The sequence below is a fragment of the Methylobacterium sp. E-045 genome, assembly GCF_022829685.1.
In the GTDB taxonomy this organism is placed as follows: Bacteria; Pseudomonadota; Alphaproteobacteria; order Rhizobiales; family Beijerinckiaceae; genus Methylobacterium.
In genome coordinates this window covers 189,491-204,051 of the sequence record NZ_JAKSYE010000054.1, presented here as the reverse complement: position 1 = coordinate 204,051, position 14,561 = coordinate 189,491, and the positions used below count along the sequence as shown (strand labels likewise).

Genomic DNA, 14,561 nt, shown 5'->3' with positions numbered 1-14,561 from the left:
CTTCCTGCCGCTGGGCCAACACGCTTCGCCTGGTCGTCGACGACCGGACGCCTGTCGCACGCCGTCTCCTCGATCATGCCGATCCTCGAACCCCTACCACGGTGGTTCGCGACCTCGCAGGCCAAGCTTGCGGCGAACGAGGCCCGGAATGGCGGAAGACCGTCAGTCCGGTAGGGCGAACACCACGAGTGCATCTCCGGTGCCGAAGCCCGAGCCCTTGGTGAAGGAGGCTCCGCCGGCCGCCACGGCCACGTATTGCCGGCCATCCAGGGAATAGGTGATCGGCGGCCCGCCGATCCCGGCACCGCACTGGAACCGCCACAGCATCGACCCGGTCGCCGCGTCATGGGCATCGAGATGGCCGTCCTCTTCGCCGGAGAAGACCAGACCGCCCGCGGTGGCGAGGGTGCCGCCGGAGAGGCGGCTTCCCGCCTTCACCGACCATTTGATCGCCCCATCCTTCGCGAGGTCGACGGCCGTGAGCGTGCTGAAGGAGGGCTCTCCCTTCGCCTCGCTGGTCTCGGTGAAACGGATTTGCGGCCTGTCGCCGGCGGCCGGGACGGTCCTCACCGTGTAGGTCGTCGCCCCGTGCCGGACCTGGGCGTAGGCCATGCTGGTCGTTGGATCGAAGGCGACGGGATGCCAGGAGATCGCCCCGAGGGGGCCTGGGCTGACTACGGTTCCGGTCTCGGTGGGCGGTGCGTAGAGGTTCTTCTGCGTCGTGAGCGGCGCTGACCTGCCGAGGAGGGTCCCCGTCGCCCGGTCGTGGACGTAGAGCCAGCCGGTCTTGCTCGCCTCGGCGACCGCCTTCACCGGCCCTTCCGGTGTCGCGTAATCGAGAAGGAAGGGCGGGCTCGCGACGTCGTAGCCCCATTCGTCGTGCGGGACCTGCTGGTAGTACCAGCGCAGCTTGCCCGTCTTCACGTCCAGGGCGACGAGGCTCATCGTGTAGAGGTTGTCGCCCGGCCGCGAGAGGCCGAAATTCTGCGGCGCAGGATTGCCGGTGCCGACATAGATCAGGCCGAGATCGGCATCGTAGGCGGGGGTCATCCAGAGCGAGCCGCCGCCGACCTTCCAGGCTTCCTTATGCCGGGTTGCGGCCGCCTTCTCGGCGGCGATGTCGCGATTGAGCGGCACCCCGTCGGCGGTTTTCTCCACGAAGCCGCCTTCCCAGCCGTCCTCCTTGGTGACGTACCAGCGCCAGCGCTCCTCACCCGTGGCCGCATCGTAGGCGGCGAGCCAGCCGCGTCGGCCGTAGCCGCCCTCGATCCCGACCACGGCACCGCCGTCGAGGCCGCCCTTCTCGTCCTCCACGTGAAGGCCGTAGCCCGCCCCGGCCACCCCGACGATGACGAGTCCGTCGGCCACGAGGGGCGGCATCTTGAATCCGAGCCGGCTCGATCCCTGGATCGCGCCTGCGCCGAGCTTTCCGGCCAGATCGGAGGCGGTTTCCGACTCGCCCTCCTCCGGGCGGACCGCCTCATGGTCCCACAGGACCTTGCCGGTCTTCGCGTCGAGGGCGATCACCCGCCCGTCCATGGTCGCCTCGAACACCTTGCCGCCGGAGACCGCAACGCCGCGATTGGACGGCGGCCCGAAGATCTTCTCCGTCCGCGCCTTGTGGGTGTAGGTCCACAGGACGCGACCCGTCCGGGCGTCGAGGGCGGCGACGTGGTTCTGTGTGGTTGAGACGTACATCGCCCCGTCGACCACAACGGGCTCGGCCTGGAAGTAGCCGGTTATCCCGGTCTGGAAGATCCAGGCCGGGCGCAGCTTGGCGACGTTGGTCCGGTCGACCGTCACGAGCGGCGAGAAATGCCGGTTGGTATGGTCGCGGCCGAACATCGGCCATTCCTCGGCGTGGACACTCGGCGAGAGCGTCACCGCGCCGGCGAGCAGGGACAGGAACAGGGACAGGGACGAGACGCGCGCGATCGAGAGCCGAGATGCCATGCCACTTCGCCCCTGGTGAGTCATAAAAGCTCGGCTCAATCGATGACGAGCCGGGCGAGCCGCTCGGCGGCCTCGAGCTGAAACGGGGTATCCGCCGCATTCATGGAGCGGGCGAGATCGGCCGCGCTTTGCCCGTTCCCATCGCGCTTGGCCGGGTCGGCGCCCCGCGCCAGCAGTACGTCCACCATTTCGGTGCGGTTGAACATGGCGGCCGTCATCAGCGCCGTGCGCGTGCCGGTTCCGGTGCCGTCGACATCGGCGCCCCTCTCCAGAAGCAGTTCGACGATGGCCATGTCGCCCTTGAAGGCGGCACCGGCGAGAGGCGTCTGCCCCCTGTCGTTGGAGAGTTCGGGGTCGCCGCCGTTGTCTAGGATGAGGCGCGTGGTCTCGACCTGTCCATTATAGGCGGCCAGCATCAGGAGGCTGTCACCCTTGTCGTTGAGGAGGTTCGCCGGAAGCCCCTGCGCGAAGAGCTCGGCGAGTTCGTCCACATGTCCCACCCGTGCATACTGGAAGACCCGGCCGGCGAAGGCCAGGGTCTCCGAGTCGAGTTCGGGAAGCGCGGGGTTGGGCGAGGCCGGCGTTTCAGGTTGCATCGTCATCGTCTGTCTCACGGGATGACTTTATCGGCCCGCAGCCGGCCGAACAGGTCGAGGAAGCTATCATCGCTGGGCTGATAGTCGAGGAAGCCGAGGCGTCGGCTGCGCGCCATGTCGGTGACCACCTCGATCGGCCGGCCGAGATCCGCATCGGTGTGCCATGCGGAGGCGAGACGGTCGAGATCGGACTCGACCAACCCGTGGCGTTTCGCCAGATCCGCCCAGACCGGGCCGTCCTCGGCCATCTGCTCCTCGAGGGGCGTCGGCGCGCCGGGATAGGGAGCCGGCTCCAGGCCGAACCAATCCGCGATGCGGCCCCACATCCACGACCAGCGGAAGACGTCGCCATTCACCACGTTGAATGCCGTGTTCGCCGCGGCGGGATCGGTGGAGGCCCAGGCGAGATGCCGGGCGAGCAGCCTCGCATCCGTGACGTCGGTCAGTCCGTTCCATTGCTGGGGCGAACCCGGGAACAGGAACGGGCGCCCGGTCTCGCGGCACAGGGACGCGTAGACGGCCAGCGTCACACCCATGTTCATGGCGTTGCCCAGGGCATAACCGACGATCGTGTGCGGACGGTGCACGCTCCAGCTGAACCCCTGGCGCTCGGCCCCAGCGAACACCTCATCCTCCTGCACATAGTAGAAATTCTCCACCGGCAGTCGTTCTTGGTCCTCGCGGAACGGCGTCTGCGGCAGGGTGCCCTTTCCGTAGGCTTCGAACGGCCCGAGATAGTGTTTGAGCCCGGTCACCAGCGCCACGTGGCGCAGCGGAGCGGATCGAAGGGCATCGAGCAGGTTGCGGACCATGGTGCCGTTGACGCGGCAATTCTCGGCTTCGGTCGCCTGCCGCATCCAGGTGGTGATGAACACATGCGTCGGCGCGAGATCCGACAAAGCCTCCCGCAAGGAGGCCGGATCGGTCAAATCCGCGGTCACCGGGGTGACGCCCTCGATGGCGACGGGCCGGCGCGCCAGACCCAGGACGTTCCAGCCCTCCCCCACGAGGTGGCGGGCGAGATTGTTGCCGACGATACCGCTCGCACCGGCGATGAGCGCCGTACCCTTGAAACTGTCCGACATGCCGTCTCCGATAGCGGTGCATCCCCCGCGGCCTATGTGACGGATCGATCGGCCGGGACGGGTATGCGTCTATCCGAACGCGGGAGGCCGGATGTCGATCCAGCGCGGGTCCGTGTCAGGCGATGGGGGTCAGTTCGCCGGTCTCGCTGATCTCGTCGGTATGCACATCGAAGCTCGCGAGCAGGGCCGTGCTGAAGCTCGTGGAGATGGCGACATCGGTGGCGTCGCGGCCGCGTGCGATGAGGATGCGCCCGATGCGGCGCTTGTTGTTGCGGGCGTCGAAGGTGAACCAGCGCCCGTCCAGATAGACTTCGAGCCAGGCCGAGAAGTCTCCCGGGGGCACCACCGGCACGCCGATGTCCCCGAGATAGCCGGTGCAGTAGCGGGCCGGGATGTTCATGCAGCGGCAGAAGGCGACGGCGAGGTGGGTGAAGTCGCGGCAGACGCCGATCTTCTGGGTATAGGCTTCGTAGGCGGTGCGGGTGGCGTCGGCCTGCTGGTAATCGAACTTGATGTGCTGATGGACGAAATCGTGGATCGCCTGCACCCGTTTCCAGCCCTCGGGCGTCGTGCCGAAGAGGCCCCAGGCGATGTTCGAGAGCTTGTCCGTCTCGCAGTAGCGGCTACCGAGCAGGAACGGCATCACATCGTCCGGCAGGTCCTGCACCGCGTGCTGCTTCGCCTCTGGGACGACTTCGTCCAATTCCCCCGAATCCTCGATGGTGAAATCGGCCGAGACCGTGATCCGCCCTCCCGGCGCGAGGATGCGGGTACAAACGTTGCCGAACGGGTCGAGATAGCTGTGAGCGTCCACCGGCGGGTCGATCGTCATCGTCTCCGGCGTCAGCAGGTCATCCGCGCGCGAGGGGTGGACGTTGAGCATCAAGGTGATCGGCGTCGGGCCGAACGTGTCGTAGCCGATCGTGTAGCCGGTCCGGATTTTCATAAGGTCGCTCGCATCAGGCAATAGGACAGGTGGAATCGCTACTGGTCTCCACCCGCCGCCGACCCGCTCCCGTGCCCTTCGGCCTTGCTCGAGCGAGGGGCGTCGAGGCGGCGGCGGTCTGATGCCGTCATGCACGCCTCAGCCGCCCTCACCGAGGACGGCACCGTCTGACTCAGCAGGTAGCACACCGGAAGGTTGCCGCCTAACGGTTTGCCGCTCCTCAGGAATGCTCCACGGCCGAGCGGAGATCGGCGAGGTCGAGGCGGCGCGTGAACATGGCGAGACCGCCCTCCGCATCGCGCGGCCATTCCTCCTCCGGCCGGTCCCGATAGAGTTCGACTCCGTTCATGTCCGGATCCCGCAGGTAGAGCGCCTCGCTCACACCGTGGTCGCTGGCCCCGTCGAGGGCGATGCCGGCCCCGTCGAGGCGGCGCAGGGCATCGGCCAGGCTCGCTCGCGTCGGATAGAGCACGGCGAGGTGGAACAGGCCGGTCGTGCCAGGGGCCGGCGGGCCGCCGCCTTCGCTCTCCCAGGTATTGAGCCCGATATGGTGGTGGTAGTCACCGGCGGCGATGAAGGCGGCCTGGGTTCCGTAGCGGGCCTTCAGGGAGAAACCGAGCACCCCGCAATAGAAGGCCAGAGCCCGGTCCAAGCTCGCGACCTTGAGATGGACATGGCCGATCCGCGCCTGCGGATGAATCGGGTTCGATGAGTTCGTCATGATGGGTCTCGCTCCTGATCGTCGCGAAGCGATGGGCCGCCCTTTCCCCTTTCGTTCCGCGGGGCCATATTCCACCCATGCCTCCTGCGAACAAACCCCGCGTCTCCTCGGCGAAGGCTTCGAAGCCCGAGCTGAAACCGCTCGACGAGCATCTTGCGGCCCTGCTGAGCCCGGCGCTCAACCGCAACCGGCTGCCCGCCGTCGAGAATCCTGCGCCGCCGCTTGCGCCGAAGAAGCCCGGCCGGCCGAAGAAGGCCGCGTCGCCGCCCGCCGGCTTCAGCGAGGCGCCGCAGGCCGGGTTCACCCTGGGTGACGCCGCCGAGGTCGACCCGCGCCTTGCCCAGGCGTTAGGGATCACGCCGCCGGAAGACGGTCCTGCGCCCGCGGCGCTGGCGAACGAGGACGAAGGCTCGCTCGCCAGCGATGGCGTGTCCGCTACGGTGGATGCCCTGTCGCGCCTTCTCACCGAGGGCAACCCGCTGTTCCGGGACGGCAAGACCTGGGCGCCGCACCGCCCGGAGCGGCCGAAGAAATCCGAAGGAGGCTATGCCTTCACCTTGAAATCCGAGTTCGAACCGGCGGGCGACCAGCCCCGCGCCATCGCCGAACTGGTGGAGGGCGTGAACAAGGCCGAGCGCGATCAGGTGCTCCTCGGCGTCACCGGGTCCGGCAAGACCTTCACCATGGCCAAGATCATCGAGGCGACGCAGCGACCCGCTCTGATCCTGGCACCGAACAAGACCCTGGCAGCCCAGCTCTACGGCGAGTTCAAGAGCTTCTTCCCCGACAACGCGGTGGAGTATTTCGTCTCCTACTACGATTACTACCAGCCCGAGGCCTATGTGCCGCGCTCGGACACCTTCATCGAGAAGGAATCCTCGATCAACGAGCAGATCGACCGGATGCGCCACTCGGCGACCCGCGCTTTGCTGGAGCGCGACGACGTCATCATTGTCGCCTCGGTCTCCTGCATCTACGGCATCGGCTCGGTGGAGACCTATACCGCCATGTCGTTCACGGTGTCGCTGAACGAGCGGATCGAGCAGCGCCAACTGGTCGCCGACCTCGTGGCGCTCCAGTACAAGCGCATCCAGTCCGATTTCGCCCGCGGCACCTTCCGGGTGCGGGGCGACGTGATCGAACTCTGGCCGGCCCACTTGGAGGACCGCGGCTGGCGCATCGGCCTGTTCGGCGACGAGATCGAGTCGATCACCGAGTTCGATCCGCTCACGGGCAAGAAGATCAACGACCTCAAGTTCGTGAAGGTCTACGCCAATTCACACTACGTCACGCCTCGCCCGACCCTCCAGCAGGCCATCAAGGGCATCAAGACCGAACTCAAACTGCGCGTAGACGAGTTGACCAAGATGGGCCGTCTCATCGAGGCGCAGCGCATCGAGCAGCGCTGCACCTTCGACATCGAGATGATCGAGGCGACCGGCGCCTGCAACGGCATCGAGAATTATTCGCGCTATCTCACCGGCCGCAAGCCCGGCGAGCCGCCGCCGACCCTGTTCGAGTACCTGCCCGACAACGCCATCGTCTTCACCGACGAGAGCCACGTGACGGTTCCGCAGATCGGCGGCATGTACAAAGGCGACTTTCGCCGCAAGGCGACGCTGGCCGAATACGGCTTCCGCCTCCCCTCCTGCCTCGACAACCGCCCGCTGCGGTTCGAAGAATGGGACGCCATGCGACCGCAATCGGTCCACGTCTCGGCGACGCCGGCGAAATGGGAGATGGAGCAGACCGGCGGCGTCTTCGCCGAGCAGGTCATCCGCCCCACCGGCCTCGTCGACCCGGTGATCGAGATCCGCCCGGCCCGTTCTCAGGTGGACGACCTGCTGGGCGAAGTCCGCGAAGTGGCGCAGGCCGGATACCGCACCCTCGTGACGACGCTCACCAAGCGGATGGCCGAGGACCTCACGGAATACCTGCACGAGAACTCGGTCCGCGTGCGCTACATGCACTCGGACATCGATACCCTAGAGCGGATCGAGATCATCCGCGACCTGCGGCTCGGCGCCTTCGACGTGCTCATCGGCATCAACCTGCTGCGCGAGGGCCTCGACATCCCTGAATGCGCCCTCGTGGCCATTCTCGACGCCGACAAGGAAGGCTTCCTGCGCTCGGAGACGTCGCTGATCCAGACCATCGGTCGCGCGGCGCGTAACGCCGACGCGCGCTGCATCCTCTATGCGGACAACATCACCGGCTCCATGGAGCGGGCCATGGCGGAGACCGAACGCCGCCGGCAGAAGCAACTCGCCTACAACGAGGAGCACGGGATCACGCCGCAAAGCGTGAAGCGCGGAATCTCCGACATCCTCAGCAGCGTCTTCGAGGGCGACCACGTCAAGGTCGATACCGGGCTCGCGAAGGACGCCGTCACCATCGGCCACAACTTCAAGGCGGTCATCGCGGATCTCGAGAAGCGCATGCGGACAGCCGCCGCTGATCTCGACTTCGAGGAGGCGGCGCGCCTGCGCGACGAACTCAAACGCCTGCAGGCGACCGAACTTCTCCTCGCCGACGATCCGATGGCTCGGCAGGGTGACGTCGAGCGCGATGCCGGCAAGTACGGCGCGAAGCGGAGCCGTATCTCGAAGCCGAGTCTCGACAATATGGGCCCGGGCACCGACCGGGAATTGCCCGTGGGTGGCGAGGCGCCGGTCTGGGCCGAGCGGCCGAAGCCGCGCTCCACGCAGGGGCTCGGTGGCCAGAAGCCGAAATACAAGGGCGGCGGCGGGCGCAAGCGCGACTGAAACCGGTATCGGCACCGGAACCCCCGGCATAGGCTCGGGCTTGGTGAGGCATGCGATGGCGCCCATCACCGGACGCCTTCTCGTCTCGAACCGACGGAGCACTCTATGCGCAAGGAACCTCTTATCCGGGCCAGCCTGCTCCTTGCTGCCGGCATTCTCGTGGCGCAGACCTTGCCGGCCCAGGCAATCTCCGATCGTCGCGACCAGCCCACGCCGGCCGACGTGCCTTCGGAAACCCGATCGGGCGACACCTCCGGCTCGCGGCCGGTCGGGGATGTGAAGCCGCCGAGCGCCATTCGGCCATCGACGGCCGTGACGGAAGACGACGGCAAGAAGAGCCGCACCAATCCCCTCGACCATCTGCCCGCGCGCGACCGCGCCGGAACCGGTGGACGCCGGGAATAGACTTCGCCGTTGGGGCTGGGTGCACGGGAGGAACGACCATGGGATTGCTCGATCAGGTCATCGGCGGTGTGCTCGGCAACGTCCTCGGCGGCGGCCGGGGCGGCGATCACCAGCAAGGTGGCGGGTCCGGTGGCGGGGCGCTTGGAGGCTCCCTTTCGCCCATCGTCCAGGCCCTATTGATGCTGCTCCTGCAGAAGGGCGGCGGCGGCTTGGGCGAAATCCTCGGTGGTGGCCGGGGAACTCCCGACGAGAGCGAGCAAGGCCGGCGCGGGCCACCCGAACCCTATGATGACGGCGATCAGGGCGGCTTCAACCAAGACCGCGACCGGGGCGGGTATGGCGGCGGATCGCGCGGGTCGTCGCCCGAAGGCGATTTCAGCGATCTGTCGGGGATGCTCGACGGACCCGACGGCCAGGCCTCCGAGGATCGCGGCCCGCGTGCCGAGGGTCATTCCTCCGGCGCGGGACCCTACGGCCGCGTCGACCAAGAGCAGGACGCCGATCTTGGTGGCCTCGACGGGTTGATCGACCGGCTGCAGCGCGGCGGCCTCGGCGACGCCCTCGGTTCTTGGATCGGACACGGCCAGAACCAAGCGGTGGAGCCCAATCGCCTCGCCGACGCCCTCGGCTCGGCCACGGTGAACACGCTGCAGAGCCGCACCGGGCTCTCCCGCGACGACCTGTTGTCACAACTCGCTCAGGCGCTTCCCGGCGTCATCGACGGGCTCACCCCGCACGGTCGCAAGCCCGAGCCGGAGGAGCGTCGCGGCTGGTAGCGCGGCCTCAGGCCCGGCGGACAGCGGGTTTGCCGGGCTTCGCGGGCTGGCAGGTGGCACAGTAGAAAGTCGAGCGGCCGGATTGCACGATCCGCGCGATGGTGCCGCTGCAGCCCTTCGCGGTGCAGGGCTCGCCGGTACGGTCGTAGACCCGGAACGCATGCTGGAACGAACCCGACCCACCGTCGGTATGGGCGTAGTCGCGCAGGGTGGACCCGCCGGCGGCGACGGCCTCGGTCAACACGTCGCGGATCATGCGTGCCAGCAGCCGTGCCTTCGGCGCCGGCCGCCCATCGTCCTTTGCCAGGATTCTCGCAGGCAATTCGGGATGCAGCCCCGCGCGGTGTAGCGCCTCGCAGACATAGATGTTGCCGAGACCGGCGATCAGCCGCTGGTCCAGGAGCGCGGCCTTCAACGGCGTGATCTTGTTGCGGAAGAGGAGCGCCAGACTCTCCGGGCTCATGGCCTCGCTCAGCGGTTCGATCCCCATCGCGGCGAAATGCTTGCAGCCGGCGAGGTTCAGGGACGGCACGAGGTCCATGAAGCCGAAGCGGCGCGCGTCGTTATAGGTGACGGTGGCGCCGTTCGACATCGCCATCACCACATGGTCGTGCTTGGCATTACCCAGCGCCCCCTCGAGGTAGAAATCCCCTGGCGACACATTGCGCCCGTCCGGCAAGGCCACGTCGAAGCGTCCGCTCATGCCGAGATGCAGGATCAGCGTCTCTCCGGTGTCGAGGCCGGCGGTGAGGTATTTCGCCCGCCGCGCCAGATCGGTCACCGTGGCGCCTTCGAGTCGCTGCGCGAAGCGATCGGGGAAGGGAAACCGCAGGTTCGGCCGGCGCAGGGTCACACGGGAGAATCGCGCGCCCACCATGGCGGGGAAAAGCCCGCGACGGACGGTTTCGACTTCGGGCAGTTCTGGCATGGAGGGGGCGAGGCTCTCGATCGGGGGACGGCGCCTGCATGACGAGGGCCGGCATCCGCCGCCGATCGTCATGGACCTGTCGAACCCGGCACATGGCGATCCTTGTCGGCTTTCGCTATGACGCTCGCGCAAGAGGATGGTGACATGAGTTCGGCCGAGCGATCGAAGGACGAGACCAGCACGCATTTCGGGTTCGAGCAGGTTGCGCTCGACGAGAAGCAGGGGCGTGTCGACGACGTGTTCCGCTCCGTGGCGAAGCGCTACGACCTGATGAACGACCTGATGTCGGGCGGGCTCCACCGCGCCTGGAAGTCGCATCTGATCTCGATGCTGCGGCCACCGCGCAACCGGCCTTTCCGTCATCTCGACGTCGCCGGCGGCACCGCCGACATCGCCTTCCGCTGCCTGGAGGCGGGTGGTCCCGAGACCCATGTCACGGTGCTCGACATCAACGAGGCGATGCTGCGCGTCGGCGCCGAGCGTGCCGGCCACCGTTATGACGGGCGAATCGATTTCGTCACCGCGAATGCCGAGTCGCTGCCCCTGCCGAACGAGGCGTTCGACGCCTACACCATCGCCTTCGGCATCCGGAACGTTCCCCGGATCGATTTGGCCCTGGCCGAGGCGCGCCGTGTCCTGAAGCCCGGCGGGCGCTTCCTGTGCCTGGAATTTTCTAAGGTCGACCTGCCGGTTCTCGACCGGATCTACGACGCCTATTCGTTCCACGTGATTCCGCGTCTGGGCGCCAGCGTGGCCGGCGACGCGGAATCCTATCGCTACCTCGTGGAATCCATCCGCAAGTTCCCCAGTCCGGGACGCTTTGCCGGCATGATCGAGGAGGCCGGGTTCAAGCACGTGACTCACCGGCCCCTGTCGGGCGGAATCGTCGCGATCCATTCCGGCTGGAAGATCTCGTGACGCCGGATCGGAGCGATCTGCCCGATCTGGTCCCGCACAGCCCCCAGATCCGGACGTGCCGCGACAGCGGCCTCCAGATCGCACGGCGGCCTCGAGAATCCTCCTTCGAGGCCGCCGCTCCGTGTCGGCACCCCAGGGAGAGCTTCAGGGGTGGGACGAGTGCTGGTCCTGCCGTGATCACGCACCTCGAAAGCACCCCATGCTAGGCGCCATCGTCTACCTCATCCGCGGCGCCGGGGTCGGCTTCGTGCTGGCGCGCGAAGGCGGGCTGTCCTTTATCGACCCCACGGAGTTGCCGCCGCACCTGCGCTTCGCCCTGAAGCTCGGCCGGATGCTGGAGCGGCCGGGCCTCGGTTCCGGCGCGGGGCCGCTCCAGCGTGCCCTGACCCGGCTCGGCCCCTCCTACGTCAAGTTCGGCCAGTTCCTGGCGACGCGGCCCGACATCGTCGGCATGAACGCCGCCCTCGATCTGGAGAAGCTGCAGGACCGGGTGCCGCCCTTCCCGCAGGAGCAGGCGATCCGCGTGGTCGAGGCGGCGTTCGGCAAGCCGGTCCGCGAACTGTTCCTGTCCTTCAGCGAGCCCGTCGCCGCCGCGTCCATCGCCCAGGTCCACAAGGCCCATATCCTCGACGCGAACGGCCTCGAGCGGGTGCTGGCGGTGAAGATCATGCGCCCGGGCGTCCGCGAGCGTTTCCAGCGCGACCTCCAGGTCATGCGCTTCATGGCCCGCGTGGTCCACGCCCTGTCGCCGAAGGCCGAGCGCCTGCGCCCGCGCGACGTGGTCGAGATCCTTGCCCGCTCGGTGATGATGGAGATGGATTTCCGGCTCGAAGCCGCGGCGATGTCCGAGCTCGCCCAGAACACGAAGGACGACGCCGATTTCCGCGTGCCGAAGCCCGAATGGGAACTGACCGCCCGGGACGTCCTGTCGAGCGAGTGGATCGAGGGCATCCGCCTCAACGACCGCGCCGCCATCGTCGCCGGCGGCCACGACCCCAAGGCGCTCGGACTCGCGGTCATCCAGTCCTTCCTGCGGCAGGCGATCCGCGACGGCTTCTTCCACGCCGACATGCATCCCGGAAACCTGTTCGTCGATGCGAGCGGCACGTTGGTAGCTGTGGATTTCGGCATTATGGGCCGGCTCGGCATCATGGAGCGGCGCTTCCTCGCGGAGATCCTGCTCGGCTTCATCCTGCGCGACTACAAGCGCGTGGCGCAGGTGCATTTCGAGGCGGGCTACGTGCCGGCCCACCATTCGGTGGAGGATTTCGCGCAGGCCATCCGCGCGATCGGCGAGCCGATCCACCAGCGCAGGGCCGACGAGATCTCGATGGCCAAGGTGCTGACCCTGCTCTTCGACATCACCGCCCTCTTCGACATGAGCACGCGCACCGAACTGGTGATGCTGCAGAAGACCATGGTCGTGGTGGAAGGCGTCGCCCGCTCCCTCGATCCGCAGCTCGATATGTGGACCGGGGCGGAGCCGGTGGTCCGCTCCTGGATCGCGCGCAATCTCGGACCGCTCGGGCGAATCGAAGGTATGGGCCGCGCCGCGCTCACCTTGTCGGACGTCGTCACCGACCTGCCCGACCTCGCCCAGCGCCTGCGCCGCATCCTCGTGCGCCTCGACGAGAGCGGAACCGGCGACCGCAAGGCGCTGGAGAGCATCGCCCGCAAGGAGCGCCGCCGGGCGCTCTGGTCCACCGCTGCGCTCTGGGCCATCGCGGCGGGGGCGCTGGTCATGGCGTTCCGGTAGGGCGCTCGTGAACGGGGTGGCGGGCATATCGCGGTTCGTCGCCCCGTGCCGGGCCCCTCCTCAGTGGACGATGACGACGAGCGGGAGTAGCCCTCCATCATGACCCTCCCCCTCCAGAACCGACGCATCCTGCTCGTCATCGGTGGCGGTATCGCCGCCTACAAGTCGCTGGACCTGATCCGCCGCCTCCGCGAGCGCGGGGCGCGGGTGCGCCCGCTGCTCACGGCGGGCGCACAGGAATTCGTGACTCCCCTCGCTGCCGCCGCCCTGGCCGGGGAGCGCGCCCATACCGACCTGTTCGACCGGGCGGAGGAAGCCGATATCGGCCATATCAAGCTGGCGCGCGATGCGGATGCCGTCGTGGTCGCGCCCGCCACCGCGAACCTGATGGCGCGGATGGCGAGCGGCGACGCCTCGGACCTCGCTTCCACGGTACTGCTGGCGACGACCCTGCCGATCCTGATCGCTCCGGCGATGAACGTCCGCATGTGGCAGCACCCGGCGACGCGACGGAACCTCGCGACCTTGACGGCCGACGGCGTCCGGGTGGTCGGACCCAATGACGGCGCCATGGCGGAAGCCGAGTTCGGGCCGGGCCGCCTCGCCGAACCCCTGGAAATCGTTGATGCGGTCGAATCCCTGCTCGGTGACGTCGCCAAAGCGACGTCGGCGACGGGCGGAGGATTTGGCTTCCTTGCTGGTCGGTCCCCGCAGAAGCCCCTCACCGGCCGGCGTGTCCTTGTGACCTCCGGCCCGACGCACGAACCGATCGACCCGGTGCGCTATCTCGCCAACCGCTCGTCGGGGCGGCAGGGCCACGCCATTGCCGCCGCCGCCGCCGAGGCCGGCGCGGAAGTGATACTGATCTCCGGTCCCGTGGCGATCGCCGATCCGAAAGGCGTGACGGTGGTGCGCGTGGAGACAGCGCGGGAGATGCTGGCGGCGGTGGAGGCCGCCCTCCCCGCCGACCTCGCCATCTTCGCCGCGGCGGTGGGTGACTGGCGCCCCGCGCAGGATCACGCGTCCAAGATCAAGAAGGACGGTGCTGCCGTGCCGCCCCTCTCCCTCGTGGAGAATCCGGACATTCTCGCCACCATCGCCAGGCGCAGTGAGGGACGCCCGACCCTGGTGGTCGGCTTTGCCGCCGAAACCGACTCGGTGATCGCCCATGCCCGCGCCAAGATCGCTCGGAAGGGCTGCGACCTGCTCGTCGCCAACGACGTCTCCACGGAGGGCGGCGTCATGGGCGGCACCGCCAACACCATCCACCTGCTCGACCGGGAGGGCGGGCTGGAGACATGGCCGACCCTCGACAAGGACGAGGTCGGGCGGCGGCTTGTGGAGCGCTTCGCCGCACGGCTCGCATCGTGATGCGGATCGATTTCGCCGATGCGACGTTAAGACTTGACGAACCCTTCGCACCGCATCATGTGGGCGCAACCGCCTTTGCCCGGCACCGGCTCGGCTCGGCGGATCACAGGAACTTTCGAACCCAATGCCCAGCGACAGTAGTCGATGGACCGCGCCGACTTCGGCCGACAGCGTGTTGAGCGCCTGATCGTTTGATCGGGCTCACCCGCGATCGGCCCTGACGGCCGGTCGAACGAGGTGAGCCCATGACCTTCCAGACCTTTGCTTTCCGCCGTGCCCGCTCGCGCGCCGCTTCGCCCTCCCGCGACAACAGCGTGGCGTTGATCCTCCTCGTGATGATG

The 14,561-nt window shown here is 67.8% G+C and carries 12 protein-coding genes; 6 read left to right on the top strand and 6 right to left on the bottom strand.

Annotated features, from left to right (window positions below; all coding sequences use genetic code 11):
- Nucleotides 1-162: 162 nt before the first annotated feature.
- The 5 genes from MKK51_RS06810 to MKK51_RS06790 form a co-directional block, all read right to left on the bottom strand.
- Nucleotides 163-1,953, bottom strand: a complete 1,791-nt coding sequence (locus MKK51_RS06810; RefSeq protein WP_243975851.1) for a pyrroloquinoline quinone-dependent dehydrogenase — start codon at nt 1,951-1,953, stop codon at nt 163-165.
- Between the two features lie 35 nt (nt 1,954-1,988).
- Nucleotides 1,989-2,549 (bottom strand): ankyrin repeat domain-containing protein, encoded by a 561-nt coding sequence (locus MKK51_RS06805; protein ID WP_243975953.1) that lies wholly within the window; start codon nt 2,547-2,549, stop codon nt 1,989-1,991.
- A 14-nt stretch (nt 2,550-2,563) separates the two neighbouring features.
- The gene (locus MKK51_RS06800) at nt 2,564-3,634 is read right to left on the bottom strand and encodes an SDR family oxidoreductase (protein ID WP_243975850.1); all 1,071 of its coding nucleotides are present in this window, start codon (nt 3,632-3,634) and stop codon (nt 2,564-2,566) included.
- A gap of 115 nt (nt 3,635-3,749) precedes the next feature.
- Nucleotides 3,750-4,580, bottom strand: coding sequence for a transglutaminase-like domain-containing protein (locus MKK51_RS06795; RefSeq protein WP_243975848.1), 831 nt, complete (start codon nt 4,578-4,580; stop codon nt 3,750-3,752).
- 220 nt (nt 4,581-4,800) lie between these two features.
- Entirely contained in the window at nt 4,801-5,301 is a 501-nt protein-coding gene (locus tag MKK51_RS06790) for a VOC family protein (protein WP_243975847.1), read from the bottom strand.
- A 77-nt stretch (nt 5,302-5,378) separates the two neighbouring features.
- Between MKK51_RS06790 and uvrB the strand changes: the two genes are divergently transcribed.
- From uvrB to MKK51_RS06775, 3 genes are all read left to right on the top strand, one after another.
- Nucleotides 5,379-8,066 (top strand): excinuclease ABC subunit UvrB, encoded by a 2,688-nt coding sequence (gene uvrB, locus MKK51_RS06785; RefSeq protein ID WP_243975845.1) that lies wholly within the window; start codon nt 5,379-5,381, stop codon nt 8,064-8,066.
- 105 nt (nt 8,067-8,171) lie between these two features.
- A complete protein-coding gene (locus tag MKK51_RS06780; protein WP_243975843.1) occupies nt 8,172-8,471 on the top strand; it encodes a hypothetical protein in 300 nt (99 codons plus the stop codon).
- Nucleotides 8,472-8,509: 38 nt separating this feature from the next.
- The gene (locus MKK51_RS06775) at nt 8,510-9,247 is read left to right on the top strand and encodes a YidB family protein (RefSeq protein ID WP_243975841.1); all 738 of its coding nucleotides are present in this window, start codon (nt 8,510-8,512) and stop codon (nt 9,245-9,247) included.
- 7 nt (nt 9,248-9,254) lie between these two features.
- Here the strand turns inward: MKK51_RS06775 and mutM are convergent, their stop codons facing one another.
- A complete protein-coding gene (gene mutM, locus MKK51_RS06770; protein WP_243975839.1) occupies nt 9,255-10,175 on the bottom strand; it encodes a bifunctional DNA-formamidopyrimidine glycosylase/DNA-(apurinic or apyrimidinic site) lyase in 921 nt (306 codons plus the stop codon).
- Nucleotides 10,176-10,319: 144 nt separating this feature from the next.
- On the opposite strand from mutM, the gene ubiE reads away from it, so the two are divergent.
- The 3 genes from ubiE to MKK51_RS06755 all read left to right on the top strand — a co-directional run bounded on the left by ubiE (nt 10,320) and on the right by MKK51_RS06755 (nt 14,220).
- Nucleotides 10,320-11,093: a bifunctional demethylmenaquinone methyltransferase/2-methoxy-6-polyprenyl-1,4-benzoquinol methylase UbiE gene (ubiE, locus tag MKK51_RS06765; RefSeq protein WP_027174339.1), complete on the top strand. Its 774-nt coding sequence runs from the start codon at nt 10,320-10,322 to the stop codon at nt 11,091-11,093.
- A 199-nt stretch (nt 11,094-11,292) separates the two neighbouring features.
- Nucleotides 11,293-12,849, top strand: a complete 1,557-nt coding sequence (ubiB, locus tag MKK51_RS06760; protein WP_243975837.1) for a 2-polyprenylphenol 6-hydroxylase — start codon at nt 11,293-11,295, stop codon at nt 12,847-12,849.
- 99 nt (nt 12,850-12,948) lie between these two features.
- The gene (locus MKK51_RS06755; RefSeq protein WP_243975835.1) at nt 12,949-14,220 is read left to right on the top strand and encodes a phosphopantothenoylcysteine decarboxylase; all 1,272 of its coding nucleotides are present in this window, start codon (nt 12,949-12,951) and stop codon (nt 14,218-14,220) included.
- Nucleotides 14,221-14,561: the final 341 nt, after the last annotated feature.

What these genes read in the sequence shown, in the direction of transcription:
- MKK51_RS06805 (WP_243975953.1), bottom strand. Translation starts at nt 2,549, where the DNA reads ATGCAACCTGAAACGCCGGCCTCGCCCAACCCCGCGCTTCCCGAACTC.
- MKK51_RS06800 (WP_243975850.1), bottom strand. Translation starts at nt 3,634, where the DNA reads ATGTCGGACAGTTTCAAGGGTACGGCGCTCATCGCCGGTGCGAGCGGT.
- MKK51_RS06780 (WP_243975843.1), top strand. Translation starts at nt 8,172, where the DNA reads ATGCGCAAGGAACCTCTTATCCGGGCCAGCCTGCTCCTTGCTGCCGGC.
- MKK51_RS06795 (WP_243975848.1), bottom strand. Translation starts at nt 4,580, where the DNA reads ATGAAAATCCGGACCGGCTACACGATCGGCTACGACACGTTCGGCCCG.
- MKK51_RS06755 (WP_243975835.1), top strand. Translation starts at nt 12,949, where the DNA reads ATGACCCTCCCCCTCCAGAACCGACGCATCCTGCTCGTCATCGGTGGC.
- uvrB (WP_243975845.1), top strand. Translation starts at nt 5,379, where the DNA reads ATGCCTCCTGCGAACAAACCCCGCGTCTCCTCGGCGAAGGCTTCGAAG.
- ubiE (WP_027174339.1), top strand. Translation starts at nt 10,320, where the DNA reads ATGAGTTCGGCCGAGCGATCGAAGGACGAGACCAGCACGCATTTCGGG.
- MKK51_RS06775 (WP_243975841.1), top strand. Translation starts at nt 8,510, where the DNA reads ATGGGATTGCTCGATCAGGTCATCGGCGGTGTGCTCGGCAACGTCCTC.
- MKK51_RS06790 (WP_243975847.1), bottom strand. Translation starts at nt 5,301, where the DNA reads ATGACGAACTCATCGAACCCGATTCATCCGCAGGCGCGGATCGGCCAT.
- ubiB (WP_243975837.1), top strand. Translation starts at nt 11,293, where the DNA reads ATGCTAGGCGCCATCGTCTACCTCATCCGCGGCGCCGGGGTCGGCTTC.
- mutM (WP_243975839.1), bottom strand. Translation starts at nt 10,175, where the DNA reads ATGCCAGAACTGCCCGAAGTCGAAACCGTCCGTCGCGGGCTTTTCCCC.
- MKK51_RS06810 (WP_243975851.1), bottom strand. Translation starts at nt 1,953, where the DNA reads ATGGCATCTCGGCTCTCGATCGCGCGCGTCTCGTCCCTGTCCCTGTTC.